The organism is Aminobacter sp. P4_H6_2 (assembly GCF_056400805.1).
The window spans coordinates 1-22,814 of the sequence record NZ_JBFUKO010000031.1 but is presented as its reverse complement, the minus strand read 5'-3'; the positions used below and the strand labels follow the sequence as shown (position 1 = coordinate 22,814).

The 22,814-nt window shown below is 62.2% G+C and carries 27 protein-coding genes and 1 tRNA gene; 13 read left to right on the top strand and 15 right to left on the bottom strand.

Annotation, left to right across the window (positions count from 1 at the left end):
• The coding region (locus AC1DUU_RS04710) for a DUF992 domain-containing protein (protein WP_476782259.1) at positions 1-226 on the top strand (226 nt) is incomplete at its 5' end.
• Between the two features lie 149 nt (positions 227-375).
• Here AC1DUU_RS04710 and AC1DUU_RS04705 read toward each other — a convergent pair.
• The 3 genes from AC1DUU_RS04705 to AC1DUU_RS04695 form a co-directional block, all read right to left on the bottom strand.
• Positions 376-660 (bottom strand): hypothetical protein, encoded by a 285-nt coding sequence (locus AC1DUU_RS04705; RefSeq protein ID WP_476782258.1) that lies wholly within the window; start codon positions 658-660, stop codon positions 376-378.
• Between the two features lie 567 nt (positions 661-1,227).
• Positions 1,228-1,304 (bottom strand) — tRNA-Arg (locus AC1DUU_RS04700).
• 100 nt (positions 1,305-1,404) lie between these two features.
• Positions 1,405-2,568 carry a M20 aminoacylase family protein gene (locus AC1DUU_RS04695; RefSeq protein ID WP_476782257.1) on the bottom strand — a complete coding sequence of 388 codons (1,164 nt, stop codon included), beginning with the start codon at positions 2,566-2,568 and terminating at the stop codon, positions 1,405-1,407.
• 211 nt (positions 2,569-2,779) lie between these two features.
• Here AC1DUU_RS04695 and AC1DUU_RS04690 point away from each other — a divergent pair, with 211 nt between their 5' ends.
• Both AC1DUU_RS04690 and AC1DUU_RS04685 read left to right on the top strand, forming a co-directional pair.
• On the top strand, positions 2,780-3,955 hold the full coding sequence (locus AC1DUU_RS04690) for a D-alanyl-D-alanine carboxypeptidase family protein (RefSeq protein ID WP_476782256.1): 1,176 nt from the start codon (positions 2,780-2,782) through the stop codon (positions 3,953-3,955).
• 7 nt (positions 3,956-3,962) lie between these two features.
• Positions 3,963-5,063 (top strand): CobW family GTP-binding protein, encoded by a 1,101-nt coding sequence (locus AC1DUU_RS04685; protein WP_476782255.1) that lies wholly within the window; start codon positions 3,963-3,965, stop codon positions 5,061-5,063.
• 18 nt (positions 5,064-5,081) lie between these two features.
• Here AC1DUU_RS04685 and AC1DUU_RS04680 read toward each other — a convergent pair whose 3' ends face one another.
• From AC1DUU_RS04680 to AC1DUU_RS04660, 5 genes are all read right to left on the bottom strand, one after another.
• The gene (locus AC1DUU_RS04680; protein ID WP_476782254.1) at positions 5,082-5,315 is read right to left on the bottom strand and encodes a sulfurtransferase TusA family protein; all 234 of its coding nucleotides are present in this window, start codon (positions 5,313-5,315) and stop codon (positions 5,082-5,084) included.
• Between the two features lie 5 nt (positions 5,316-5,320).
• Positions 5,321-6,589, bottom strand: a complete 1,269-nt coding sequence (locus AC1DUU_RS04675) for a L,D-transpeptidase family protein (protein ID WP_476782253.1) — start codon at positions 6,587-6,589, stop codon at positions 5,321-5,323.
• Between the two features lie 221 nt (positions 6,590-6,810).
• Positions 6,811-7,761, bottom strand: coding sequence for an acetyl-CoA carboxylase carboxyltransferase subunit alpha (locus AC1DUU_RS04670; RefSeq protein ID WP_476782252.1), 951 nt, complete (start codon positions 7,759-7,761; stop codon positions 6,811-6,813).
• Positions 7,762-7,859: 98 nt separating this feature from the next.
• Positions 7,860-8,768: a site-specific tyrosine recombinase XerD gene (xerD, locus tag AC1DUU_RS04665; RefSeq protein WP_476782251.1), complete on the bottom strand. Its 909-nt coding sequence runs from the start codon at positions 8,766-8,768 to the stop codon at positions 7,860-7,862.
• A complete protein-coding gene (locus AC1DUU_RS04660) occupies positions 8,765-8,914 on the bottom strand; it encodes a histidine kinase (RefSeq protein ID WP_476782250.1) in 150 nt (49 codons plus the stop codon). The genes xerD and AC1DUU_RS04660 overlap by 4 nt, the downstream gene beginning before the upstream one ends.
• A 132-nt stretch (positions 8,915-9,046) precedes the next feature.
• Here AC1DUU_RS04660 and AC1DUU_RS04655 point away from each other — a divergent pair, with 132 nt between their 5' ends.
• The 3 genes from AC1DUU_RS04655 to AC1DUU_RS04645 are packed head-to-tail and all read left to right on the top strand — an operon-like array spanning position 9,047 to position 11,693.
• A complete protein-coding gene (locus AC1DUU_RS04655) occupies positions 9,047-9,670 on the top strand; it encodes a shikimate kinase (protein WP_476782249.1) in 624 nt (207 codons plus the stop codon).
• The gene (gene aroB / locus AC1DUU_RS04650; RefSeq protein WP_476782248.1) at positions 9,667-10,779 is read left to right on the top strand and encodes a 3-dehydroquinate synthase; all 1,113 of its coding nucleotides are present in this window, start codon (positions 9,667-9,669) and stop codon (positions 10,777-10,779) included. Before AC1DUU_RS04655 ends, aroB begins: the two co-directional genes overlap by 4 nt.
• On the top strand, positions 10,776-11,693 hold the full coding sequence (locus AC1DUU_RS04645) for an HlyC/CorC family transporter (RefSeq protein WP_476782247.1): 918 nt from the start codon (positions 10,776-10,778) through the stop codon (positions 11,691-11,693). The genes aroB and AC1DUU_RS04645 overlap by 4 nt, the downstream gene beginning before the upstream one ends.
• Here AC1DUU_RS04645 and AC1DUU_RS04640 read toward each other — a convergent pair.
• From AC1DUU_RS04640 to AC1DUU_RS04625, 4 genes are read right to left on the bottom strand one after another with little or no spacing between them, the layout of a single operon-like run.
• The gene (locus AC1DUU_RS04640; RefSeq protein ID WP_476782246.1) at positions 11,641-12,351 is read right to left on the bottom strand and encodes an aquaporin; all 711 of its coding nucleotides are present in this window, start codon (positions 12,349-12,351) and stop codon (positions 11,641-11,643) included. The genes AC1DUU_RS04645 and AC1DUU_RS04640 overlap by 53 nt on opposite strands.
• Positions 12,348-12,878 (bottom strand): arsenate reductase ArsC, encoded by a 531-nt coding sequence (locus tag AC1DUU_RS04635; RefSeq protein ID WP_476782245.1) that lies wholly within the window; start codon positions 12,876-12,878, stop codon positions 12,348-12,350. Before AC1DUU_RS04635 ends, AC1DUU_RS04640 begins: the two co-directional genes overlap by 4 nt.
• A 4-nt stretch (positions 12,879-12,882) precedes the next feature.
• On the bottom strand, positions 12,883-13,227 hold the full coding sequence (locus AC1DUU_RS04630; RefSeq protein WP_476782244.1) for an ArsR/SmtB family transcription factor: 345 nt from the start codon (positions 13,225-13,227) through the stop codon (positions 12,883-12,885).
• A 58-nt stretch (positions 13,228-13,285) separates the two neighbouring features.
• Complete coding sequence (locus AC1DUU_RS04625; protein ID WP_476782243.1) at positions 13,286-13,588, bottom strand: BolA family protein; 303 nt, start codon at positions 13,586-13,588, stop codon at positions 13,286-13,288.
• A gap of 141 nt (positions 13,589-13,729) precedes the next feature.
• Between AC1DUU_RS04625 and AC1DUU_RS04620 the strand changes: the two genes are divergently transcribed.
• The 4 genes from AC1DUU_RS04620 to AC1DUU_RS04605 all read left to right on the top strand — a co-directional run bounded on the left by AC1DUU_RS04620 (position 13,730) and on the right by AC1DUU_RS04605 (position 18,383).
• Positions 13,730-14,356 (top strand): J domain-containing protein, encoded by a 627-nt coding sequence (locus AC1DUU_RS04620; RefSeq protein WP_476782242.1) that lies wholly within the window; start codon positions 13,730-13,732, stop codon positions 14,354-14,356.
• A 116-nt stretch (positions 14,357-14,472) separates the two neighbouring features.
• Positions 14,473-15,459, top strand: coding sequence for a cobaltochelatase subunit CobS (cobS, locus tag AC1DUU_RS04615; RefSeq protein ID WP_476782241.1), 987 nt, complete (start codon positions 14,473-14,475; stop codon positions 15,457-15,459).
• A gap of 12 nt (positions 15,460-15,471) precedes the next feature.
• On the top strand, positions 15,472-17,367 hold the full coding sequence (gene cobT / locus AC1DUU_RS04610) for a cobaltochelatase subunit CobT (protein ID WP_476782240.1): 1,896 nt from the start codon (positions 15,472-15,474) through the stop codon (positions 17,365-17,367).
• Positions 17,364-18,383 carry an esterase-like activity of phytase family protein gene (locus AC1DUU_RS04605; protein WP_476782239.1) on the top strand — a complete coding sequence of 340 codons (1,020 nt, stop codon included), beginning with the start codon at positions 17,364-17,366 and terminating at the stop codon, positions 18,381-18,383. The genes cobT and AC1DUU_RS04605 overlap by 4 nt, the downstream gene beginning before the upstream one ends.
• Positions 18,384-18,545: 162 nt before the next feature.
• On the opposite strand, the gene AC1DUU_RS04600 is transcribed toward AC1DUU_RS04605, so the two are convergent.
• On the bottom strand, positions 18,546-19,646 hold the full coding sequence (locus tag AC1DUU_RS04600; protein ID WP_476782238.1) for a saccharopine dehydrogenase family protein: 1,101 nt from the start codon (positions 19,644-19,646) through the stop codon (positions 18,546-18,548).
• Between the two features lie 119 nt (positions 19,647-19,765).
• Between AC1DUU_RS04600 and AC1DUU_RS04595 the strand changes: the two genes are divergently transcribed.
• Complete coding sequence (locus AC1DUU_RS04595; RefSeq protein WP_476782237.1) at positions 19,766-20,194, top strand: Lrp/AsnC family transcriptional regulator; 429 nt, start codon at positions 19,766-19,768, stop codon at positions 20,192-20,194.
• 6 nt (positions 20,195-20,200) lie between these two features.
• Here the strand turns inward: AC1DUU_RS04595 and AC1DUU_RS04590 are convergent, their stop codons facing one another.
• Together AC1DUU_RS04590 and rpmB are read right to left on the bottom strand one after the other, a co-directional pair.
• Positions 20,201-20,884, bottom strand: a complete 684-nt coding sequence (locus AC1DUU_RS04590; RefSeq protein ID WP_476782236.1) for a queuosine precursor transporter — start codon at positions 20,882-20,884, stop codon at positions 20,201-20,203.
• Positions 20,885-21,003: 119 nt separating this feature from the next.
• A complete protein-coding gene (gene rpmB / locus AC1DUU_RS04585; protein WP_476782235.1) occupies positions 21,004-21,300 on the bottom strand; it encodes a 50S ribosomal protein L28 in 297 nt (98 codons plus the stop codon).
• A gap of 255 nt (positions 21,301-21,555) precedes the next feature.
• Between rpmB and AC1DUU_RS04580 the strand changes: the two genes are divergently transcribed.
• Positions 21,556-22,338 carry a DUF3108 domain-containing protein gene (locus AC1DUU_RS04580; RefSeq protein ID WP_476782234.1) on the top strand — a complete coding sequence of 261 codons (783 nt, stop codon included), beginning with the start codon at positions 21,556-21,558 and terminating at the stop codon, positions 22,336-22,338.
• A gap of 24 nt (positions 22,339-22,362) precedes the next feature.
• The coding region (locus AC1DUU_RS04575) for a DMT family transporter (RefSeq protein ID WP_476782233.1) at positions 22,363-22,814 on the top strand (452 nt) is incomplete at its 3' end.

Genomic DNA, 22,814 nt, shown 5'->3' with positions numbered 1-22,814 from the left:
GATCTGGGGTGTCGTCGCGACGGCCAGCGGCCTTCCCGCTGGAGCATTGGCCGGTACCTATGYCGGGGTAGGCGCGAACGCCTCGTTCGGTGTCGGCGCAGGCGCCAATATTCTCGTCGGCGGGAGCGGCCGCGCGTTTTCGCTGCAGCCAATTGCCGTCGAAGGTCAGGAAGGCATCAACATTGCGGGCGGCGTTACGACGGTCACTCTAAAGTCCGCGCCTTGAGGCTCAGGCGAAACGAACTGCATGCTCACGGCAGGTTTAGCCAGGCTCACCACAAATCTTGCATGTCTGGGTCTGATTGCTGGCGGTCTGTGTTCGGCTCTCGGCGGAGCACTTGCACAGGACGCGGATGTCAAACCGCATGTTCCCCTTCAGATGCCGTGGTGATCTTGCGGTCCCCCAAACTCGCGGACGGTGCCCTGACGTTCGATGTTTCGGTGCTTGAAGGAAGCCTGAGTGGGTCGAGTGGACCTGCGGCACTGTTCATCGATCGTGGCGGCGGCTTTGGCGGCGGTCACTATTTTGGTGGTGGTGGCTTCGGCGGGGGCAACTTCGGCGGAGGGGCGCGCGGCTTTGGCGGTGGCGATTTCGGCGGCGACCGACTTGGCAGCAACGACGGGCGCTTTGCGTCGGACAGGATTGGCGGTGTCGATCATGCGAATTAYTGGCACGCTCCCGAATATCATGGGGCMTGGTATKCCGGCGCCGGATTGGCGACGGGCCTCGCCGTCGGAGCAGCAGCGGCCCGTCCGACGACTACGGCTACGGCCAATGCGGCTATTATCCCTATCCGCCCTGCTATTGATGCGTCGGGACCTGCGCCCGACAACGACGTTTGATCAAGCGGATCCCAATGGACGCTCGCGCCGCTGGGTGGGTAATGAGCTCAGGGGAGCGAAGCCCATCCCGCCGGCAGACCTTCTATTTATCATGCTGCAGTGGCACTATGACTGGGCGCGCGCCTATAATGGCTCCCAGCAGTGTCTTAGGGCGCCGTAAGGAACGGCCTGTCGATCTTGAGCTCGGCAGGCCGTTTTTTCAGTAGATTTTTCCGCGGAAACTGATTTCCAATCAACATTGCCTGCCGTGGYGCAGTCACAGATCAAGGGCAGGATTACTATGCATCGTCAGCTTTCAGAATTCGCCGGGCGTCAATCCATGTCGGGCTAACCCAGGCGCAACATGCCACCAGCAGAAACCTGAACCTAAGTCCTTGATTTTGTTGGTGATCCCGACAGGAATCGAACCTGTGACCTACAGATTAGGAATCTGCCGCTCTATCCTACTGAGCTACGGGACCACTCGGTTGCACACATAACGGCTTCCAGCGGATTCGCCAATGATTTTTGGCAGGCAATTTCGGGATCGGCCAAGCGCTGGCAGACCCCTCAAAAATTGCTTCAGGCAGCCAGTGCCGTCTCGGCCAGGCGCACCCAGTAGCTGACGCCATGCGGGATGACCTCGTCGTTGAAGTCGTAGGCCGGGTGGTGGAGATTGGCGCTATCGCCATTGCCGATGAAGATGAAGGCGCCGGGACGGGCTTCCAGCATATATGAAAAGTCCTCGCCTCCCATCAGCGGCTGGATCGCCCGGTGCACCTGGGGTTCGCCGGCGACGGTCGCGGCTACATCGCCGGCAAACACCGTTTCTTCCGGATGGTTGACCGTAACTGGGTAGTTTGAGTCGTAGTCGAACTCGATCTCCGTGCCGGTCGCTTCGGCAACACCACGGCAGATCGCGCTCATGCGCTCCTGGGCAAGCTTGGCGACTTCCTTTTTCAGCGTGCGCACGGTGCCAGCGACCACAGCGTGTTCTGGGATGACGTTATAGGCCGAACCGGCAATGAACTTGGTCACCGAAACGACGATCGCCTCGGCCGGGTCGGTGCTGCGCGAAGCGATCGTCTGCAACGCAGTCACCAGCTGGCTGCCGGCGACGATCGGATCGATGGCGCGGTGCGGCATGGCGGCATGGCCGCCCTTGCCCTTGATGGTGATGGTGAATTCGGCGGTCGCCGCCATGATCGCACCTGGACGGATGGCGAATTGGCCCACCGGCAGGCTCGGCATGTTGTGCATGCCAAACACCTTCTGGATCGCGAAGCGCTCCATCATGCCGTCCTTGACCATCTCGTTGCCGCCGCCRCCGCCTTCTTCGGCCGGCTGGAAGATGACCGCGACGGAGCCTGCGAAATTGCGCGTTTCGGCGAGGTATTTTGCGGCTCCCAGCAGCATCGCCGTATGGCCGTCATGGCCGCAGGCATGCATCTTGCCCGATACGGTCGAGGCATAAGGCTTGCCGGTAATCTCCTCGATCGGCAGGGCGTCCATGTCGGCACGCAGTCCGACCACGCCGCCGGCACCCAGGCTGCCCTTGATGATGCCGACCACACCGGTCTGGCCTATGCCGGTGACGACCTCGTCGCAGCCGAATTCCTTGAGTTTGCTTGTGACAAAATCGGCGGTTTCGAAGACGTCGAAATTGAGCTCGGGATTCTGWTGCAGGTGGCGGCGCCAGCCGGCGATCTCTTCCTGCATTTCGGCGGCTCGGTTCAGGATCGGCATGTTTTGTCTCGACTTCCTGTTGTTGGACCAGGGGTCCCGATTCGCATTTGTGATCGCGCAAGCTCTGCCATCTTGGCGTCACATAGGCTATTTAGCAGCGGCGGCGACGCCGTGGCCATGGGTTCTTTTTCCGGCCAGCGCGTTGCCATCCCGGTTTACGGAAATCTTATGAACGGCCGGCCATGATCGGCAAGAGGCGATTTCGGATTTGATGATGAAGATGCAGTTCGTCAAAAGCATGCTCCTTGGCCTTGCGGCCGCAACAGCACTTGGCGCTGTCCCCGCGACCGCCAATCCAGAATTAGTCTTTGACGCCAAGAGCGGTCAGGTTCTGGCACATGAGGACGCCTTCCAGCGCTGGTATCCGGCGTCGTTGACCAAGCTGATGACGGCTTATGTCACTTTCCGCGCTATCCAGGCGGGCGAAGTCGAGCTGAACTCGCCGATCAAGGTCTCCAAGAATGCGGCCAGCGAGCAGCCAGCCAAGATGGGCTTCAAGCCCGGCTCGGTGATGACCCTCGACAATGCGCTGAAGATGATGCTGGTGCGCTCCGCCAACGACATCGCCATGGCGATCGGCGAAAACGTCGGTGGGACGGAAGACGCATTCGTCGGGCGCATGAATCTCGAGGCAGCCCGGCTCGGCATGAACAGCTCGCATTTCTCCAATCCGAACGGCCTGCACAATCCGGAGCAATACGTCACCGCGCGTGATCTCGCTCTCCTGGTACTGGCGATTCGCAACGAGTATCCGCAATACGCCTCCTATTTCTCGATCGAGGGCCTGCAGGCAGGCAAGAAGAAGCTCGGCAGCTTCAATCTCCTGGTCGGCCGCTACACCGGCGCTGACGGCATGAAGACAGGCTTCATCTGTCCATCGGGCTTCAACATGATCGGTTCGGCGACGCGCAATGGCCGTACTGTTGTCGCTGTGGTGCTGGGCGAGAAGTCGGCCGAAAAGCGTGCCGAAGCGGCAGCCGCCCTGCTCGATAAGGGTTTTGCCAATGTGAATTCCGGCGGACAAGTTATTGCCGCGCTTGCGCCCTATGGCGAAGGCATCGGACAGGTGCGCGACATGCGCGACGAGATCTGCCCGAAGCCGGTGAAGGGCCAGAAGGCCGAACAGCCGAGTGAACAGGCCTCGGCCAAGGCCAAGTCGCCCTATTTGGAAAAGCTCGACCATCCGCCGAAGCTTGTGGCCGTTGGCCTGGGCGGTGCGACTGGCAAGGTGCCGCAGGCATTTGCCGACGCGGTCGCCGCCGGAAAGGTCCCCGAGATCGGCGGCGTTCCGATCCCGACGCCGCGCCCCGACTACGCGGCTGCTGCGACTAACCCCGGACTCGTGCCCGACGAACGCCCGGTCAAGGCCTCGCGGGCTGGAAGCTAGGCTCGACATGGCTGTATTTCCGATCCCCGTATCGGTGCTGACCGGCTTTCTTGGCGCGGGCAAGACAACGCTGCTCAACCGGCTGCTGAAGGATCCAGAGCTTGTCGATACCGCCGTCATCATCAACGAATTCGGTGATGTCGCCATCGATCACCTGTTGGTCGAAAAGGCCTCCGACGGTGTCATCGAGCTGTCGGATGGCTGCCTGTGCTGCACTGTGCGCGGCGAACTTGTCGACACGCTGGCCGATCTGGTTGACCGCCTACAGACCGGCCGCATCGAGCGGCTGGCGCGCGTGGTGATCGAGACCACGGGCCTCGCCGATCCGGTGCCGGTTTTGCAGTCGATCATGGGCCATCCGGCACTGATCCATGCCTTCAGGCTCGACGGTGTCATCACGGTAGTCGATGCCGTCAACGGCTCAGCCACGCTCGACGCCCATGTCGAAGCGGTCAAGCAGGTGGCGGTTGCTGATCGGATTGTTTTGACCAAGGCGGACCTTGTCGACGATGCCGAATGGCTTGACGCGCTGAAGGCGCGGCTTGCCCGGATCAATCCGGGTGCCGAAATTCGCGCGGTCGAGGGCGTCGCGGTCGCAAAGCTTTTGCAATGCGGGCTCTACGATCCGGCGACCAAGACCGCCGATGTGCGGCGCTGGCTGGGCGAGGCGGGCGATCACGCGCATCATCACCATGGCCACGACCATGGCGACCACCACCACGATCACGCGCCTGCCCACGATGCCCGGATTGGTTCGTTTTCGCTTACGCATGCGGGCGCGCTGCCGTTTTCGACCATCGAGATGTTTCTCGATCTTTTGTTGTCGACCCAGGGCGACAAGCTTTTGCGCATCAAGGGCATCGTCGAGCTGATGGAAGATCCGGCGCGGCCGCTGGTCATCCACGGCGTGCAGAAGATGCTGCACCCGCCGGCGCGGCTGCCGGCGTGGCCGGATGCTGTTCGTGGTACGCGGCTGGTGCTGATCGGCATCGACCTGCCGCAAGACTATGTTCAGCGGCTGTTTTCGGCCTTTGTCAACAAGCCGGCGATCGATACGCCCGACCGTGAGGCGATGGAAAACAACCCGCTGGCGATTATCGGGCGATAATTCTCACGGTCCTGAAATTCACGAGCCGCGCTCGACCAGGAATCTGTGACCGCCTTCGACAGGCTTGGTCTCGACCAGCCTGTGGCCGGCCTCCTGGCAAAAGGCGGGGATGTCGATTACGGCGAGCGGATCTGTGGTTTCGAGCCACAACAGGCTGCCAGGGGTCATGTCGGCCAAACGTCGCTTGGCCTTGAGCACGGGCAGGGGGCAGTTGAGCCCCCTGAGGTCGTAGATGTCTGTGGCTTCGCTCACGCTGGTCAGCTGCCGAACAGCCCGAGCAACTTGTTCTTGAGCTTGGTTGCGGTGCCCGCCTGTTCGGCGGGGGCTGCGTCGGCTGCCTGGGCTGGCGCTTCGGTGACCACCGGTGACGGTGAAGGCACTGTCGCGGTGACAATCGGCTGCGCGGCGGCTGCCTTGGCGGCCTTTGCAGCGGCAATGGCGGCAGCTTTTTCTTCCGCAGCTTTCTTTTTTGCGGCCTCCGCGGCGTCGAGTGCCGCCATGCGGCGACCAGCTTCCGAATCGATGCGCCCCATGCGCTCAGTGACGGTCACAGTGCCATCATGGTTCAAGGACGGGGGCTCGATCGGCACGCGCTCGCCGCGCGCCCGCTTCTTGGTCCATTCCGAGACGATGGCTGCTTCCTTGATGCCGGCGATCGTCGGCTTGGGTGCATCGACCCCGCCCTTCGAGGCGCTGGCGAAAGCGGCATCGTACTTGCCCTGATAGGCCTGATAGGCGGTCTGCAGGCCCTGCGGCTGGGTGAAGGCTGGGCAGGCGCCAGTAGGATTGAACGCGCCGGTACCTTCGGGAACGCCATTGAAGACGTAGCGTTTTTCGCAGACGTCGACCTTCGGCGGCACCTTGGTGATCTCGAAGTGGTCGTAGCCTTCCTTCAGCATCGCCCAGAACTGGTAGTTCGGATCATTGCGATAGCGCGCCATGTTGGCCGCGGTCATGCGGAACGGAAACGATTGTACCTGGAACTCGGTCTGGCCGCCCTTGAACGCATCGCGCGCGAAAGCATAGATCTCCTCGATCTGCGCATCGGTCATCGAAAAGCAGCCGGACGACGAACAGGCGCCGTGAACCATCAGGTTCGAGCCGGTGCGGCCGTTGGCGCGGTCATAGGTATTGGGGTAGCCGATGTTGAAGGCGAGGTGATAGCTGGAGTTCGGGTTCATCTGCCCCGGACGCACGGTGTAGAATCCCTCCGGCGACTGGCGGTCGCCCTCGGTGAATTTTGGCCCAAGCTTGCCGGACATCTTGCAGATATTGTAGCTGGCGATCAGGTCGTAGCGGCCGTTGGTCTTCTGTTTCCAGACTTCCAGCTTGCCCTCTTCCTTGAACACGCGCGCCAGCACCGGCGAGGTGCGCGTCATGCCCTTGGCTTGCATTTCCTGGACAATCTTGGCCGGCAGCTGCTTGTTGGCGTACTGCGGCACAAAATCATTTACGGAGGATTCCGAACAGCCGGCCACCGCGAGTGCGGCGATGAGCAATCCAGCGCGTGCGATATTGGCGATCATCGATAAATGTCGTCTTCTTCATGGCGACAGCGTAAGCACGCCGTCGACCGGCCCGTCCYGATACTGCCTCGACCCTAAGGCCGTTAACCTTGAAAAATCCTTACCGCAAGTTCTCGGCCCGTCCCAAATGCGCAAAATCACGGCAAGTTCATTGAACGCGGCGAGGCGGCAATTTTGTGGCGGAAACTTGCTGTGGCCCATTCGGGCCACAGTTTGCGCAATCAGAGGCTGCGGCCGATGGCCAGATATTTTTCGCGGCGATGCTCGCGGAAGTCGATATTCGAGCCGGCAAATTCGCTGAACGTCTTGGCGATCAGGTCGCCGGTCGCCAAAATCACCGCTTCGGCGTTGCGGTGCGCGCCGCCGAGCGGCTCGGTGATGATCTGGTCGATGATCTTGAGGCCGAGCAGATCCTGGGCGGTGATCTTCATGTTCGTCGCCGCGTCCTTGGAGCGCGTCGTGTCGCGCCACAGGATGGAGGCAGCACCTTCCGGCGAAATCACCGAATAGATCGCATGTTCGAGCATGAAGACACGGTTGGCAGCAGCGATGGCAATCGCGCCGCCCGAACCGCCTTCGCCGATGACGATGGCGATCGAAGGCACCTTGAGGCCAAGGCTGGTCGAGGTCGATCGTGCGATGGCTTCGGCCTGGCCGCGTTCCTCSGCGCCTACACCGGGATAGGCGCCAGCGGTGTCGACCAGCATCACGACCGGGATCTTGAAGCGGTCGGCCATTTCCATCAGGCGCACCGCCTTGCGGTAGCCTTCAGGACGCACCGATCCGAAATTATGTTTGAGGCGGCTCTTGGTGTCCGAGCCCTTTTCCTGGCCGAGCACCAGAACAGGCTCGCCGCGGAAGCGGGCAAAGCCGCCAATCATGGCGTTGTCTTCGCCGAAATTGCGGTCGCCGGCGAGCAAGGTGAAATCGGTGAACAGGCCGTTTATGTAGTCGAGGCAATGCGGGCGGTCGGGATGGCGTGCCACCTGAACCTTCTGCCACGGGGTCAGCGCCTTGTAGGCGTCGCGCAGCGCATCGCGCGATCGCTTCTCCAGCCGCTTGATCTCGTCGCCGACATCGACGGCTTCGCCGTTCTCGGCGAGCTTCTTGAGCTCGAGGATTTTGCCTTCAAGGTCGGCAACGGGCTTTTCGAAATCGAGGTAATTGTACATTGGCGAGCGGGCTACCACGCTGAAAAAGGAGGCACTGGGAGCACAAAAACTACGGTACCGCGCCAGTGGAACTTGGCACTCACATAACGATATGGACCTTAATCGGCAAGCGGGTGATGTTCGTTGACCAGTTTCAGCAGCCTTTCTTGAAGCACATGGGTGTAGATTTGGGTGGTTGAAATGTCGGAATGACCAAGCAATTGCTGTACCGCGCGCAGGTCGGCACCGTTTTGCAGAAGGTGGCTGGCAAAGGCGTGGCGCAGCACGTGTGGCGAGATTTTCGCAGATGCGATGCCTGTGCGCGCGGCAAGCCCCTTGAGGTCGCGGGCAAAAACCTGGCGGGGCAGGTGCCCACTTTCCGATGCCGAGGGAAACAGGAACGTGCTCTCAGCCTGCTTTGGGTCATGGTTACGTTCGCTGAGCCAGCGCCGCATGGCAGCACGCGCCTTGGCCGACAGCGGCACCATGCGATCCTTGTCGCCCTTGCCGCGCACAACGAAGAAGCGCTCGTCGCGCAGCGCCACGGTCAGCGGCAGGCTGACCAGCTCTGAAACGCGCAAGCCCGTGGCGTAGAGCACTTCTACAAGCGCATGCATCCTGGTCGTCGCAAAGCTGTCGCCGGCAGAATCAGCAGCCTCCATCGCGGCACGGTCGAGCAGCCGGCTCGTTTCCGCCTCGCTCATCGTCTTGGGCAGCGGCCGGTTTTTCTTCGGGCTGTCAAGGATGCCGGTCGGATCGTCGCCACGCAGTCCTTCGGTATAGAGGAAACGGAAGAACTGCCGGATCGCCGAGAGCTTGCGCGCTTGCGAGGTGGTGGCGAAGCCGCGGCCGGCGATGTCGTCGAGATAGTTGCGAATGCCTGCGGAATCGGCGTCGGCAAGGCGGCCGCCTAGAAACTCCGAGGCGTCTTCAAGGTCGCGGCGATAGCTTGAAAGCGTGTTGTTGGCAGCGCCGCGTTCGGCGCTCATCATTTCGAGGAAGGCCTCGATGCGCGCGCCGCTTTTCATTTCTTGGGCGCGAGCTTTTCCGGCGGAATGCGCACGGTGATTTCGGACTTCTTGGGCTCAACGAACATCACCAGCGCAAACATGGCACCGTAAGCGATGCCCGCCAGAATTGCGAGCGTGACAAGGAACCGGAAAAGTGTCGGCATCGATGTGTTTGCCCGTCCGTACTATCCTGTGCCCTTATGGGACGCCGTTACAGGCAATTCAAGGGTGCGTTTGGCGCCATGCGCTTGACGCAACGGGGCTTTTCATGTCGATACGCCGGCGAAAGGGCCGCCATGACACCCGACGTGCAGACTCCATTTCCCGAAGGCTCGGTTGCTGCCTTGCTCGAACGGCTCGGCACGCGATCGATTGTCTTTGTTGGTTTGATGGGAGCGGGCAAGACCGCCATCGGCCGCAAGGTCGCGCAGGCGCTCGGCCTCGGCTTCATCGACAGCGACCACGAGATCGAAAGCGTTTCGCGGATGACGATCCCCGAGCTGTTCGAGCGCTACGGCGAAGTCGAATTCCGCGCGCTGGAACAGCGCGTCATCGGCCGGGTTCTGGAAAGCGGGCCGCAGGTGCTGTCGACCGGTGGCGGTGCCTTCATGAACGCGCAAACCCGGTCGGCCATATCAGTCCATGGCGTCTCTGTGTGGCTCGAGGCCGATCTTGACCTGTTGATGGAGCGCGTCTCCAAGAAGCAAAACCGGCCGCTGCTGCAGAACGCTGATCCGCGCGCCGTGCTCGCCAAGCTGATGGAAGAGCGTTACCCGATCTATGGGCTTGCCGATCTCACCGTGGCAACGCGCGACGATCGCAAGGAAGCGATCGCCAGCGAGGTCATCGAGGCACTTTGCAATCATCTCGGCGTGCCCGGCAGAATTCACGTTTCGGAAGCCTCGGAGGATCATGAATGAGCGTCGTCACCGTCGAAGTCGGACTTGGCGACCGCGCCTAYGACATCCTGATCGGCCCGGGTCTGATCGCGCGCGGTGGCCAGCTGATCCAGCAGCGCCTGCCCAAGGCACGGGCGGCGATTGTCACGGACGAGAATGTCGCTGCAGCGCATCTCGAGCCGCTGGTCGCAAGCCTCACCGCCGCCGGCAATACGCCGGCGGTGATCAAGCTTCCCGCCGGCGAAAAGACCAAAAGCTTCGATTCGCTGGAAACCGTCGTCGACCAGATCATCGCTGCCCGCCTCGAACGCGGCGACGCGGTGATCGCGCTCGGCGGTGGCGTCATCGGCGATCTCACCGGTTTCGCTGCCGGCATCGTTCGGCGCGGCATGAATTTCGTGCAGATGCCAACGTCGCTTCTGGCCCAGGTCGATTCGTCCGTCGGCGGCAAGACCGGCATCAACAGCCCGCGCGGCAAGAATTTGATTGGCGTCTTCCACCAGCCGAAGCTGGTGCTGGCCGATACGGCGGCACTCGATACGCTGCCGCTGCGCGAATTCCGCGCTGGCTATGCCGAGGTCGCCAAATATGGCCTGATCGACCGGCCCGAGTTCTTCGCCTGGCTGGAGACCAACTGGCGCGAGGTTTTCGACGGTGGTCCGGCCCGCATCGAGGCCATCGCCCAATCTTGCCGCGCCAAGGCCGATGTCGTTGCCCGTGACGAATTCGAGACCGGCGACCGTGCACTGCTCAATCTCGGCCACACCTTCGGCCACGCGCTTGAAGCCGCCACCGCCTATGACGGTTCGCGTTTGGTCCATGGCGAGGGTGTCGCCATCGGCATGGCGCTGGCGCATCGCTTCTCGGCCCGGCTCAACCTGGCAAGCCCCGACGATGCGGCGCGGGTCGAGGCGCATTTGCGCGACGTTGGCCTGCCTTGGCGCATGGCCGACATTGCAGGCAGCCTGCCCGACGCCGAGGCGCTGTTCAATTACATCACCCAGGACAAGAAGGTTTCGCGCGGCGCGCTGACCTTCATCCTGACGCGCGGCATCGGCCAGTCGTTCATCGCCAAGGACGTGCCGGCGTCTGAAGTGATCTCCTTCCTCAAGGAGAATCACCCGGGATGAGTGGCTGGATCGTTGCGGGCGTTCTGATGGGGCTGATCCTTGTGGTCCTGGCCTTCCGCGACCGTTTGCTCGCCTCCCTCGGCTACGAGCTGATCGCACTGACGCCACAGCGCTCCGCCCATGACGAGCTGCGTGGAGCAGTCGACGAGTTCCACCGCGACGGCCAGGTGGTCAAGCAGGACCGCGACCAGGTTGGCGGCCTGCTCGACCTGCACGAGCTTGAAGTGTCCGATGTCATGGTCCACCGCACCGCGATGCGCTCGGTCAATGCCGACATCGCCTCCGAAGCGCTGGTCCGCGAGATATTGCAGAGCCCCTATACGCGCATGCCGTTGTGGCGCGGTTCGATCGACAACATCGTTGGCGTCATCCACGCCAAGGACCTGCTGCGCGCGCTCAACGACGTCGAGGGCGACTATTCCAGGGTCGATGTCCTCAAGGTTGCTTCCAAGCCGTGGTTTGTGCCCGACACAACGACATTGCAGGAGCAGCTCAATGCCTTTTTGCGCCGCAAGGCGCATTTCGCCATCGTCGTCGACGAATATGGCGAGGTCGAAGGGCTGGTGACGCTCGAAGACATCATCGAGGAAATTGTCGGTGAGATCGCCGACGAGCACGACATCGACGTCCAGGGCGTCAAGCAGGAGGCCGATGGCTCCGTGGTCGTCGACGGCACCGTGCCGATCCGCGACCTCAATCGCGCGCTCGACTGGCACCTGCCCGACGATGAGGCAACAACCATCGCGGGCCTCGTCATCCACGAGACCCAGTCGATCCCCGAGGAAAAGCAGGCCTTCACCTTCCACGGCAAGCGCTTCATCGTCATGACACGCGACAAGAATCGCCTGGCGCGAATCAGGATCAGGCCAGCGGTGGCTGAGCCGCAGCCGGCCCCGGCGCGGCCGTCGAAGTAGCGCCGGGCCACAAGATTCTACCCATAATCAGGCCGAGCAGTGCCCCGGCCAGTTGTGCCGCGATGAAGGCTGGCGCGCCGGCCGGTGCGATGCCGGTGAAGGTGCCGGTCAACGCGCGCGCGATGGTTACAGCCGGATTGGCGAAGGATGTCGACGAGGTGAACCAGTAGGCCGCCAGGATGTAGAGGCCGACGGCGAATGGCGTCGCTTTCGGCATCTGAGCAATACATCCCAATATGGTCAGCACCAGGCCGAATGTGGCGATCGCCTCGCCGAGCCATTGCCCCGGGCCTGTGCGGATGGTTGTCGAAAACTGCAGGATCGGCAGGCCGAACATCACATGCGCAGCCCATGTGCCGATGACCGCGCCGGCCAACTGCGCTGCGAGATAGGGCAGGACCAGTGGCCATTCCAGACGCCGGTCGAAGGCCATCACGAGGCTGACCGCTGGGTTGAAATGCGCACCGGAAACCGACACGAATATCGTGATCAGTACGACGAGCATGGCGCCGGTGGCGAGCGCATTACAGAGCAACGCCAGAGCGACATTCCCGTCCGCYAGATGCACCGCCATGATGCCCGAGCCGACAATTGTGGCGAGCAAGATTGCCGTTCCGAGGAATTCGGCGAGCAGTCGCCGACCGAGCGCTGCGCTCATTTGCCGGTATCGGCAGCCTTCGAGCTTGCGCCGTCCATCCTGCCGATCTGCTGGAGATGCGACGTCAGCGCGAGGTGGTCGAGGCTGGTGAGCGGTAGCGCGGTGAAGGCCGTGATGCGGTTGCGCATGTATTTGAAGGCGGTGACGAAGGCTGCTTCCTTTTCGAGGTCGGTGCCTTCGGCATGGCTGGGGTCCTCGATGCCCCAATGGGCGTTGGCGGGATGGCCGAGCCACACCGGGCAAGCTTCGCCAGCCGCGTCATCGCAGACAGTGAAGATGAAATCCATTTCCGGCGCGCCTTCGACCCCGAATTCGTCCCAGGTCTTCGAGCGAAAACCGTCGGTCGGATAGCCATAGCTTTCGAGCACCTTTAGCGCGAAAGGATTGACCGTGCCCTTGGGCTGGCTGCCGGCGGAGAAGGCGTTGAAATGGGGCGCACCGTCCTTGCGCAAGATGCTCTCGGCAAGGATCGAACGCGCGCTGTTGCCGGTGCATAGGAAAAGCACGTTGAAAAGCCTGTTGGGCATGGCATCACTCCGACGGGGTACGGCAAGGGGAGAGTTCGGCGATCAATGGCGCGCAGATCTCCGGCCGGCCGTCGCAGCAATCCTGCAGCAGGAACACCAGCACCTTGCGCAGGCCAAGGAGGTCGGCACGATAGATAATCGAGCGGCCCTGGCGGTCGCTTGTCGCAAGGCCGGCACGGGCGAGCACGGCGAGATGCGCGGACATTGTGTTTTGTGGTACGTCGAGCCGGCGCGCCAGATCACCGGCGGCGATGCCCCCAGGCTCGGCCGCGGCAAGCCGGCGAAAGGCTTCGAGCCGTGTCGGTTGGGCCAGCGCCGCCAGAGCCTCTATTGTGTCATTCGCATCCATATATCCAGACTAATGGATATATGTGACAGCCCGATGACGGCGCGGAAGTGCGGAGGCTTTACCAGCGCGTCGCTTCGCCGGGGGCTGCCGGCTCAATGGCCAGCGCGTGCAGACCAGCCTTGAGTTCGGCGGCGAGCGCATCGTTGACCGCGCGGTGGCGGTCGATGCGACTCATGCCGGCAAAGGCAGGTGCTACGATGCGAATGCGAAAATGCGTTTCGCCGGAGCCATCGAACACTGCCTCATGGCCGCCATCGACGTGATGGTGGCCGGCGTGTAGGTGGCTTTCGTTGAGGACGGCAAGCCGTTCTGGCGAAAATGCCATGTTCAGCTTGTCTTCGATGGTTGCCTGTATGGACATCGGTCTCACCTTTCACCACATGTGTCGCCGCGAACAATCGTGCTATCAGGCGCAATTGAGCCGCAAATCAGGCGTTAGGGCCAACATCCTTGAAATGTCAATTCTTGTTTCACCGCGCCAAGAGGCGGTAAATACGATCCGATGAAGCCGTATCCAAAATATTTCGACAAGATCCGCGTCCGGCCCGATCCGGAAGCGGAGGTGAAGACGCACGCGCCGATCTGCCAGTGGGACGGCTGCAAGCAACCGGGAACGCACAAGGCACCGGTCGGTCGCATGAAGGAAGGCGAGTACTTCCAGTTCTGCTTTGACCATGTGCGTGAGTACAACAAGGGCTTCAATTATTTCTCCGGCCTCGCCGAGGGCGAAATCGCACGCTTCCAGAAAGAGGCGATGACCGGCCACAGGCCGACCTGGACCATAGGTTCCAATGCTGCGGCTGGCTCCAGTGGCGCGGCACGCTCAGCGCCGGACTTTGCCCAGCAGCGCTCGGGCCGCGCCGGCTACTACAACCGCATGCGCGACCCCAACACCATATTTGGCGGGCATGGCACGCCGCGCCAGCGCAAGGCCAAGCCGCTCGAAGCCAAGGCGCTTGAGACGCTCGGGCTTGATACGAGAGCCACCGGGACCGATATCAAGACCCGCTACAAGGAACTGGTAAAACGCCACCACCCCGACGCCAATGGCGGCGATAGGGGTTCTGAGGACCGCTTCAGGGATGTGCTCCAGGCATATCGTGTGCTCAAGCAAGCGGGATTGTGTTGAGCCAGCCCGCGGTCGTGGCCTTTTCCAACTTTCATCTGGTCGGAAAAGGCTTTAAGACCGCCCCCGAAGAAATTTCGATTGCCGGCGTGGTGTGAAGCCATGCGCGTGGAGACGCTATGAACAAGGTCGATCGCGACATCACCAACCTGCCAGACACGACAGTGTCGGTGAAAGACACGTTTGGCTTCGACTCGAAGATGGTCGTTCCGGCCTATTCGGCCTCGTCGGAGCACGTGCCCGACATCGATCCGGACTATCTGTTCGACAAGGCCACCACGATGGCGATCCTGGCAGGCTTTGCCTACAATCGCCGCGTCATGGTGTCGGGCTATCACGGCACCGGCAAGTCGACCCATATCGAGCAGGTCGCCGCCCGCCTCAACTGGCCGATGGTGCGCGTCAACCTCGACAGCCATGTCAGCCGTATCGATCTCGTCGGCAAGGAYGCGATCGTGGTCAAGGAAGGCATGCAGATCACCGAATTCAAGGACGGCATCCTACCTTGGGCCTACCAGCACAATGTGGCGCTGTGCTTCGATGAATACGATGCCGGCCGCCCTGATGTGATGTTCGTCATCCAGCGCGTGCTTGAATCTTCGGGCCGCCTGACCCTGCTCGACCAGAGCCGCGTCATCCGTCCGCACCCGGCCTTCCGCCTGTTCGCCACCGCCAACACTGTCGGCCTCGGCGACACCACCGGCCTCTATCACGGCACCCAGCAGATCAACCAGGCGCAGATGGACCGCTGGTCGATCGTGACCACGCTGAACTATCTGCCGCACGACAACGAGGTGGCGATCGTCATTGCCAAGGCCAAGCACTACCGCGACGCCAAGGGCAAGGAGATCGTCAACAAGATGGTCCGTGTCGCCGACATGACGCGTTCGGCCTTCATTAATGGCGACCTGTCGACCGTCATGAGCCCACGTACCGTCATCACCTGGGCCGAAAACGCCGAGATATTCGGCGATGTCGGCATGGCGTTCCGCCTGACCTTCCTCAACAAATGCGACGAACTCGAGCGCTCTGTCGTGGCCGAGTTCTATCAGCGCGCCTTTGGCGAGGACCTGCCCGAATCAGCCGCCAACGTCGTGCTGGGATAAGAACAGGCTCAAATGGCGGGGCCGGGCGACAACACACGCAACAAGTCAAAGACGGGCTCGGAAGCCGACGGCTTCAAGCGCGCCGTGACCGTCTGCATGCGTGCCATTTCGGGTGACAACGGGCTCGAAGTGGCCTTTGCCAAAGAACGGCCGGCACTTGCCGGCAACCGCGCCCGCCTGCCTGAGCTGCCCAAGAAGGCTACTGCCGGCGATATCGCCGTCACCCGCGGCCTTGGCGATTCCATGGCGCTCAAGCGCGCCTGCCACGACAGCCGCATCCACACTCGCCTTGCGCCCGAGGGCAAGCATGCGCGCGCCGTCTTCGACGCCGTCGAGCAGGCCCGCGTCGAGGCGATCGGCAGCCGCGCCATGGCCGGCGTCGCCCAAAACATCACCTCGATGCTCGAGGACAAATACACCAAGGCCAACCTCGCCGACGTCACCGAACAGTCCGAAGCGCCGCTCGAAGAAGCGCTGGCGCTGATGGTGCGCGAGAAACTGACCGGCCAACCCGTTCCCAAGAGCGGCCAGCGCATGGTCGATCTCTGGCGCGAGTGGGTGGAAAGCAAGGCCGTCGGCGATCTCGACGGGCTGCTCGGTAGCCTTGAAGACCAGCAGGCTTTCGCCCGTGTCGTGCGCCACATGCTCGCGTCGCTGGAGATGGCCGAGGAATACGGCGACGACCAGGAAACCGAAGACAACGAGGACCAGGACGACCAGCCGCAGGGCGAAGAGCAGAGCGAAGAGGGCGGTGAGGACGATGCTGGTTCCGACCAGTCGCAGTCAGAAGAAGCCGAATCTTCCGCCGAAGAGGAACAGACCGGCGAGATGGAGGCGTCCGACGCCACCTCCGACGAGATGTCCGACGACGACGATGTCGATTCGGAGACGCCGGGCGAGGCACGCCGCCAGGACAATCCTTTCGCCAATTTGCCCAGGGAAATCGACTACAAGGTCTACACCACCGCCTTCGACGAGACTGTCGGGGCCGAGGAGCTGTGCGACGAGGACGAACTCGACCGTCTGCGCGCCTTCCTCGACAAGCAGCTTGCCAATCTGTCGGGCGTCGTCGGCCGGCTTGCCAACCGCCTGCAGCGCCGCCTGATGGCTCAGCAGAGCCGCTCATGGGACTTCGACCTGGAAGAGGGCTATCTCGACCCGGCGCGCCTCGTACGCGTCGTCATCGACCCGATGCAGCCGCTGTCGTTCAAGCAGGAGCGCGACACCAAGTTCCGCGACACGGTGGTCACGCTGGTGCTCGACAATTCCGGCTCGATGCGCGGCCGTCCGATCACCGTTGCCGCCACCTGCGCCGATATTCTGGCCCGTACGCTGGAGCGTTGCGGCGTCTCGGTTGAAATTCTTGGCTTCACGACACGCGCCTGGAAGGGCGGTCAGTCGCGTGAGAAGTGGTTGAAGGACGGCAAGCCGCCGAATCCGGGCCGCCTCAATGACCTGCGGCATATCATCTACAAGAGTGCCGACGCGCCGTGGCGGCGTTCGCGGCGCAATCTTGGCCTGATGATGCGCGAAGGCCTGCTCAAGGAAAACATCGACGGCGAAGCGCTGCTTTGGGCGCACCAGCGCCTGATGGCGCGGCCCGAACAGCGCAAGATCCTGATGATGATCTCGGATGGCGCGCCGGTCGATGATTCGACGCTCTCGGTCAATCCGGGCAACTATCTCGAACGCCATCTGCGCGCCGTCATCGACCTGATCGAAACGCGCTCGCCGGTCGAGCTTCTGGCCATCGGCATCGGCCATGACGTCACGCGCTACTATCGTCGTGCCGTCACTATTGTCGACGCGGAAGAACTGGCTGGTGCCATGACCGAGCAGCTGGCCTCGCTGTTTGGCGAAGAGAGCGCACGCGAGACCCGCCGTGGCGGCTTCCGGCGCGCCGGATGATCCTTTCCGCAGCCCGACTGCGGCGGTTGGCGTGCGCTGCAACGGCAGCACTTGCTTTTTCGACAGCGCTCACCGCCTCTTCGCGGGCCGAGCAACCGGCCATCGAACGTATCGAGGTTTCTACCCGGCCGATCTCGCAGTTCCAGATCGGGCTCGACCAAAAGATGTTCGGCCCGCTCGAATTCGTCGGCGGCCTCGAACTGACATCGTCGTCGCGTAATCTCGGCGCGCTTTCCGCTTTCCGATTTTTGAAGCCGGGCAGCGATTTCATCGGCGTCGCCGACACCGGATTCTGGTTCTTCGGGAGCATTGCGCGCGATTCGGCCCTGCGGCCGAGCGGTGTCGAGAATTTCCGTATGGTCCAGATGGTCGACGCCTCAGGCAACGCCATCGAAAAGAAGTGGCTGGCCGACGCCGAGGGCCTCGCCGTCAAGGACGGCATAGCCACTGTTGGCTTTGAGCGCATGCATCGCGTGGCCCAGTACCAGATCGACCCGGACAACATGAAACCGGCGCTACGCGAGCTCGACTTCGTGGTGCCGCGCAACGAGTTGCGCCAGAACAGGGGCTTCGAGACGGTCGCTTATTCCGCCGAGAAGGGCGGACTTGTTGTGGTGTCTGAAAAGAGCCTCGATGCGGCCGGCAATATCTTCGCCGCGATCATCGAGGGGCCGAAAAAAGGCGTCTTCACCGTCAAGCGCCACGGTGAGTTCGACATCACCGACGGCGCCTTCCTGCCTGACGGCGACCTGTTGCTGCTCGAGCGCAGCTTCTCGATGGCATCGGGCGTGAAGATGCGGATGAGGCGCATAGCGTCAGAAAGCATCGTCAAAGGCCAGGTTGCCGACGGTCCGGTGCTGTTTGAGGCCAATATGGGCTACCAGATCGACAATATGGAAGGGCTCGACGTCTGGCAGCGCAGCGATGGCGCGCTGATGGTGTCGCTTATCTCCGACGACAACCACTCGATCCTGCAGCGCAATCTCTATCTGGAATTCATCCTGCACGGCGATTGAGCGGTGCAGGCCTCAACCCTGTCGGCAAGGCCGATCGGCAAAGCGGCAGGGGGGAGGCGTCGAGAGCGCTATCCCGTCCCTTACTGAACACACGCCAGCGCAAAAAAAAGCGAGAGGCCCCCCAGCCCCTCGCTGCCCTCAACTCTGGGCCTCAGTGGAAGTTCAGGCCGCCAGATGTGTTGCGCGTGCCTGGGCGTAGTTTTGGCCGAAGCGGTTGGCGAGGAAGGCGTCGAGCGAGATGTCTTCCTGGCGGATGAAGCCCTGCTGCGGTAGCGCGCCGGAGGCCAGCATGTCGAGCACCGAGCAGATGCCGGATGCGGTCGTGATCTGGATGGCGCTGCGCGTGATCTTGCCCATCTGGCGGCTGTAGATCTTGTTGGCGTAGCTTTCCTGCATCAGGCGCCCGTTCTTGTGGCCGCTGACGGTGACGAAAATCACCACAACGTCCTGCATTGTCGCGGGCAGGGCGTTCTCCAGAATGTCCTTCAGCACCTCGCGACGATGGCGCAGGCCGAGATCGTTGAGCAGCGCCTTCATGATCGCGGCATGGCCGGGGTAGCGGATGGTGCGGTAGTTCAGGGTGCGCACCTGGCCGTTGTAGGTCTCGCACAGCGTGCCGAGGCCGCCAGAGGTGTTGAAGGCTTCATAGGTGATGCCGTCGAGCGAGAATTCTTCGCGCTCCTCAAGCGGCGGCACCTCGACCAGCGAGCCTTCGACGATCGCCTCGCAGGGCTCGCAATACTCGTTGATGACGCCGTCGGTGCTCCAGGTCAGGTTGTAGTTCAGCGCGTTGGAGGGGTACTGCGGCAGCGCGCCGACGCGCATGCGTACGCTTTCCAGCGAGTCGAAGCGCCTTGCGAGGTCATTGGCTACGATCGAGATGAAGCCTGGCGCAAGGCCGCACTGCGGAATGAAGGCGCTCTTGGCGGTTGCGGCGAGTTCCCTCACGATGCGGGTGGAAGCGACGTCCTCGGTCAGGTCGAGATAGTGCACGCCAGCCTTGGCAGCGGCTTCGGCGATGCGCGTGGTGAGATGGAAGGGGGCTGCGGAGAGCACGGCGAACTTGCCGGCCAGAACAGCGTCGAGCGCACCGGCTTCAGCGATCTCGACCTTCAGCGTGTCGACGCGATTGCCGGTTTCGAGCGCGTCGAGCTGGGCCTGCGAACGGTCGACCACGGTGACGTGATAATCGCCTGTTTCGGCCAGCATGTCGGCAATGGTCGAGCCGATCTTGCCTGCGCCTACGACTACGATCTGTTTCATGGTCTGTCCCCTTCGAATGATTTCGCGCGGATTCTAGGCCCGCGTCCCGTCGAAAGGCAGTATCGATTTCGCCGAAAAGACGGTATGCTTTTAGCAGATCGACGAAGAGTATTGACGAAATGACGACCGATCCTGACCGGGCCCTGCTGAGCCTCCTGCGCGAGAATGCGCGTGCGTCGACCGCCGAGCTGGCGCGCAAGCTTGGTGTCTCAAGGACGACGGTGCAAAGCCGCATCGAGCGGCTGGAGCAGCGCGGTGTGATCTCGGGCTACAGCGTCAAGCTGTCGTCCGACTATGAGAGGAATCTCGTTCGCGCGCACATATTGGTGACGGCGCTGCCCAAGGTTTCGGCCGCGGTCGAGGCAGTGTTGCGCCGCATCCCGGAAGTACGCACGCTGCATTCGGTCAGTGGCAATTTCGATATGATCGTGGTGGTCGAAGCACCTTCGGTGCGCGATCTCGACGCCTTGATCGACCGTATCGGTGCGCTCGAAGGCGTAGAGCGCACCTTGTCGTCGATCATCCTGTCGACGCGAATCGACAGGTAGCGATCGCTAGTTCGCGGCCATGGCCGGCTGGCCCCAGCGGGCCGCGATGAGGCGATAGGGAATCAGCGCGAAGATGGCGATCATCAGCTTTACCGTGAGATCGCCAAGTGCCCAAGAGACCCAGCGAGGCGCTTCCATCGACAGCATGCCCAGAAGCGGTGCTGCTTCGATCGCAAAGGCGTCCTCGGGGCCGATGAAGGCGAAGGCGGCGGAGAAGGCGATGCCGAAGAAGATCGCCGTATCGAACACCGAACCGACAAGCGTTCCGAAGATCGGCGCGCGCCACCAACTCTGCCGGCGCAGCCAGTTGAACACGGTGACGTCGAGCAGCTGTGCAGTCAGGAAGGCGGCACCTGAGGCGACCGCAATGCGCGCAAGGCGGTCGGCTGCTGTGTCGAATGGAATGAGCCCGTAGCGGAACAACAGCGGCGGCGCGACAATCGAGCAGATGACCGCCGTCATGAAGCCGACAAAGACGATTCGCCGCGCCATCTTCGGCCCGTAGCGGCGATTGGCGAGGTCAGTGACCAAAAAGGAGAAGGGATAGGTGAAAGCGCCCCAGGTCAGGACGTCGGCAAGCGCCAGAGATCCGACCTGCCCCTGCATGGGGAACTGGACGAGAATGTTGGAAGCCACGACAACAAGCGCCATGGCCGCCACAAAAGGCAGATAATTTGAACCGGAGTTCATTTTTTTATCCTGGGTAATGGAACCAGCTTTACGGGCCATGCCCGGGCGGATTGGGCGGAGCCTCCATCGTCCTTGCGGCCGTCAGAGGCTCCAGGCGGTCGTCCCCCGCCCCGATTCGATTAGGCTGCGACCTGCTCGGCGGTCTTCTTGGCGATCTGCTTCTTGAGCAGACGAGCACGCTGCGACAGCTCTTCAGCGTCGGCCTTGGTCAGGAAGGCGTCGAGGCCACCGCGATGCTCGACCGTACGCAGAGCGTTGGCCGAAATGCGCAGGCGCACGTTCTGGTTCAGCGTCTCGGAGATGAGCGTGACGTTGACCAGGTTCGGCAGGAAGCGACGACGGGTCTTGTTGTTGGCGTGGCTCACATTGTTGCCGGTCATGACGGCTTTGCCGGTGAGTTCGCAAGCGCGGGACATGTTACTTACCTTCAGTTCTGGCGGACCAAGCGACGAAAACGCACCAATTAAGCGATGGCGCGCGGTCTCAGTCAGGCGGCCTTATGGAAAAAGTTGGCGTTCCATAGGTGTATTTGGCTGGCACGTCAAGCGTCCCGGTCGTTTCCTGGCGTTGTCCCCAACTCCACAGAATGGCCGGATTTGCTTCTATAACCGATTGCAAGGGATGCGAACAGCCGGAAGCCAGCTTCCGCTGACGAAGAGGTGTTGCTAGCAATGCTCCGCTCCAAACCAGCCCTGTTCGCATTGGCCATCGCTCTTCTGCCGTCTCAGGCCCCTGCCGCCAACAAATCCTTTCGTGGCGACTATTCGCTGTCTTTCCTGGGTATTCCTGTTGCCAAGGCAAGCTTCGAGAGCAGCTATGACGGCAATTCCTATGCGGTGAACGGCACCGTAACCAGTGCCGGGCTGGCCGCTTTCTTCGACGATACGCGCGGCACGATCTCGACGCGCGGCAGCCTGGGTGACGGCCGCTTGCAGCCGCGCGCCTTCCGTGCCGACTATGTCTCCGGCAAAAAGACGTCGCTGGTCGATATCCAGTTTTCCGGCGACCGCGTCACCAGCAGTGAGGTCGTGCCGGCGCCGAAGAAGCGCGGCAAAACTTGGATTCCGCTGGGCGCCGGCGACCTTCGCGGCGTCGCCGATCCGATCGCCGCAACCATCATCCGCGCGCCCAGTCTCGACAAGGTCTGCGGCCGCACGGTGAAGATGTATGATGGCGAGTTGCGCGCCGATCTCAAGCTCACGGCCGTCTCGACACGCGAAATGTCGGTTCCCGGCTTCAAGGGCCAGACAGTCACCTGCCGCATGGCCTTCCAGCCGGTGTCGGGCTATCGCGCAGACAAGCGCGCGCTGACCTATCTCAGGGACCGCAGCCGTATCATGGTCACGTTTGCGCCGGTTGGCGAAACCGGGGTATACGCGCCTATTCACGCCACCATCAGTACCGAGATCGGAACGATCACTGTCAGGGCCAGGCGTTTCGAAGCGATCAATTAGGGCGCGTTGCGCCGGGAGGGGTGCGTGGGGCGGGCGACTTTGATCGGGTTTTCAGCGGTTGCCATGTGGGCGCTGCTGGCGCTGCTCACCGACGCGTCGGGCGCGGTGCCGCCGTTCCTTATGTCGGCCATCACTTTTGCCATCGGCACCTGTGTCGGGCTGGTTGCCCGACTGTTCATGCCAAAGCCGGACAAGCCTGAGAAAATCCCGCCACAGGTATGGGTCATCGGCATCGCCGGCCTGTTTGGCTATCATTTCTTCTATTTCACCGCGCTGCGTAATGCTCCGGCGGTCGAGGCCAGCCTGATCGCCTATCTCTGGCCGCTGTTCATCGTGCTGGGCTCCGCCCTGATGCCGGGCGAGCGGCTGCGCTGGAACCACATCGCGGGCGCGCTGCTCGGCCTTGCCGGCACCTTCCTGATCGTTACCAAGGGYGGCGGGCTGGCTTTCGAGCCGCGTTATGCGCCGCGTTATGC

Excerpts from the sequence above, each read along its gene's own strand:
- AC1DUU_RS04625 (WP_476782243.1), bottom strand. The coding sequence starts at position 13,588 with ATGTCCATACAGGCAACCATCGAAGACAAGCTGAACATGGCATTTTCG.
- AC1DUU_RS04660 (WP_476782250.1), bottom strand. The coding sequence starts at position 8,914 with ATGCCGACACTTTTCCGGTTCCTTGTCACGCTCGCAATTCTGGCGGGC.
- AC1DUU_RS04635 (WP_476782245.1), bottom strand. The coding sequence starts at position 12,878 with ATGCCCAACAGGCTTTTCAACGTGCTTTTCCTATGCACCGGCAACAGC.
- AC1DUU_RS04690 (WP_476782256.1), top strand. The coding sequence starts at position 2,780 with ATGATGAAGATGCAGTTCGTCAAAAGCATGCTCCTTGGCCTTGCGGCC.
- AC1DUU_RS04600 (WP_476782238.1), bottom strand. The coding sequence starts at position 19,646 with ATGAAACAGATCGTAGTCGTAGGCGCAGGCAAGATCGGCTCGACCATT.
- AC1DUU_RS04605 (WP_476782239.1), top strand. The coding sequence starts at position 17,364 with ATGATCCTTTCCGCAGCCCGACTGCGGCGGTTGGCGTGCGCTGCAACG.
- cobT (WP_476782240.1), top strand. The coding sequence starts at position 15,472 with ATGGCGGGGCCGGGCGACAACACACGCAACAAGTCAAAGACGGGCTCG.
- AC1DUU_RS04580 (WP_476782234.1), top strand. The coding sequence starts at position 21,556 with ATGCTCCGCTCCAAACCAGCCCTGTTCGCATTGGCCATCGCTCTTCTG.
- AC1DUU_RS04590 (WP_476782236.1), bottom strand. The coding sequence starts at position 20,884 with ATGAACTCCGGTTCAAATTATCTGCCTTTTGTGGCGGCCATGGCGCTT.
- xerD (WP_476782251.1), bottom strand. The coding sequence starts at position 8,768 with ATGAAAAGCGGCGCGCGCATCGAGGCCTTCCTCGAAATGATGAGCGCC.
- AC1DUU_RS04620 (WP_476782242.1), top strand. The coding sequence starts at position 13,730 with ATGAAGCCGTATCCAAAATATTTCGACAAGATCCGCGTCCGGCCCGAT.
- AC1DUU_RS04685 (WP_476782255.1), top strand. The coding sequence starts at position 3,963 with ATGGCTGTATTTCCGATCCCCGTATCGGTGCTGACCGGCTTTCTTGGC.
- rpmB (WP_476782235.1), bottom strand. The coding sequence starts at position 21,300 with ATGTCCCGCGCTTGCGAACTCACCGGCAAAGCCGTCATGACCGGCAAC.
- AC1DUU_RS04705 (WP_476782258.1), bottom strand. The coding sequence starts at position 660 with ATGATCGACACCGCCAATCCTGTCCGACGCAAAGCGCCCGTCGTTGCT.
- AC1DUU_RS04675 (WP_476782253.1), bottom strand. The coding sequence starts at position 6,589 with ATGATCGCCAATATCGCACGCGCTGGATTGCTCATCGCCGCACTCGCG.
- AC1DUU_RS04595 (WP_476782237.1), top strand. The coding sequence starts at position 19,766 with ATGACGACCGATCCTGACCGGGCCCTGCTGAGCCTCCTGCGCGAGAAT.
- AC1DUU_RS04645 (WP_476782247.1), top strand. The coding sequence starts at position 10,776 with ATGAGTGGCTGGATCGTTGCGGGCGTTCTGATGGGGCTGATCCTTGTG.
- AC1DUU_RS04655 (WP_476782249.1), top strand. The coding sequence starts at position 9,047 with ATGACACCCGACGTGCAGACTCCATTTCCCGAAGGCTCGGTTGCTGCC.
- AC1DUU_RS04630 (WP_476782244.1), bottom strand. The coding sequence starts at position 13,227 with ATGGATGCGAATGACACAATAGAGGCTCTGGCGGCGCTGGCCCAACCG.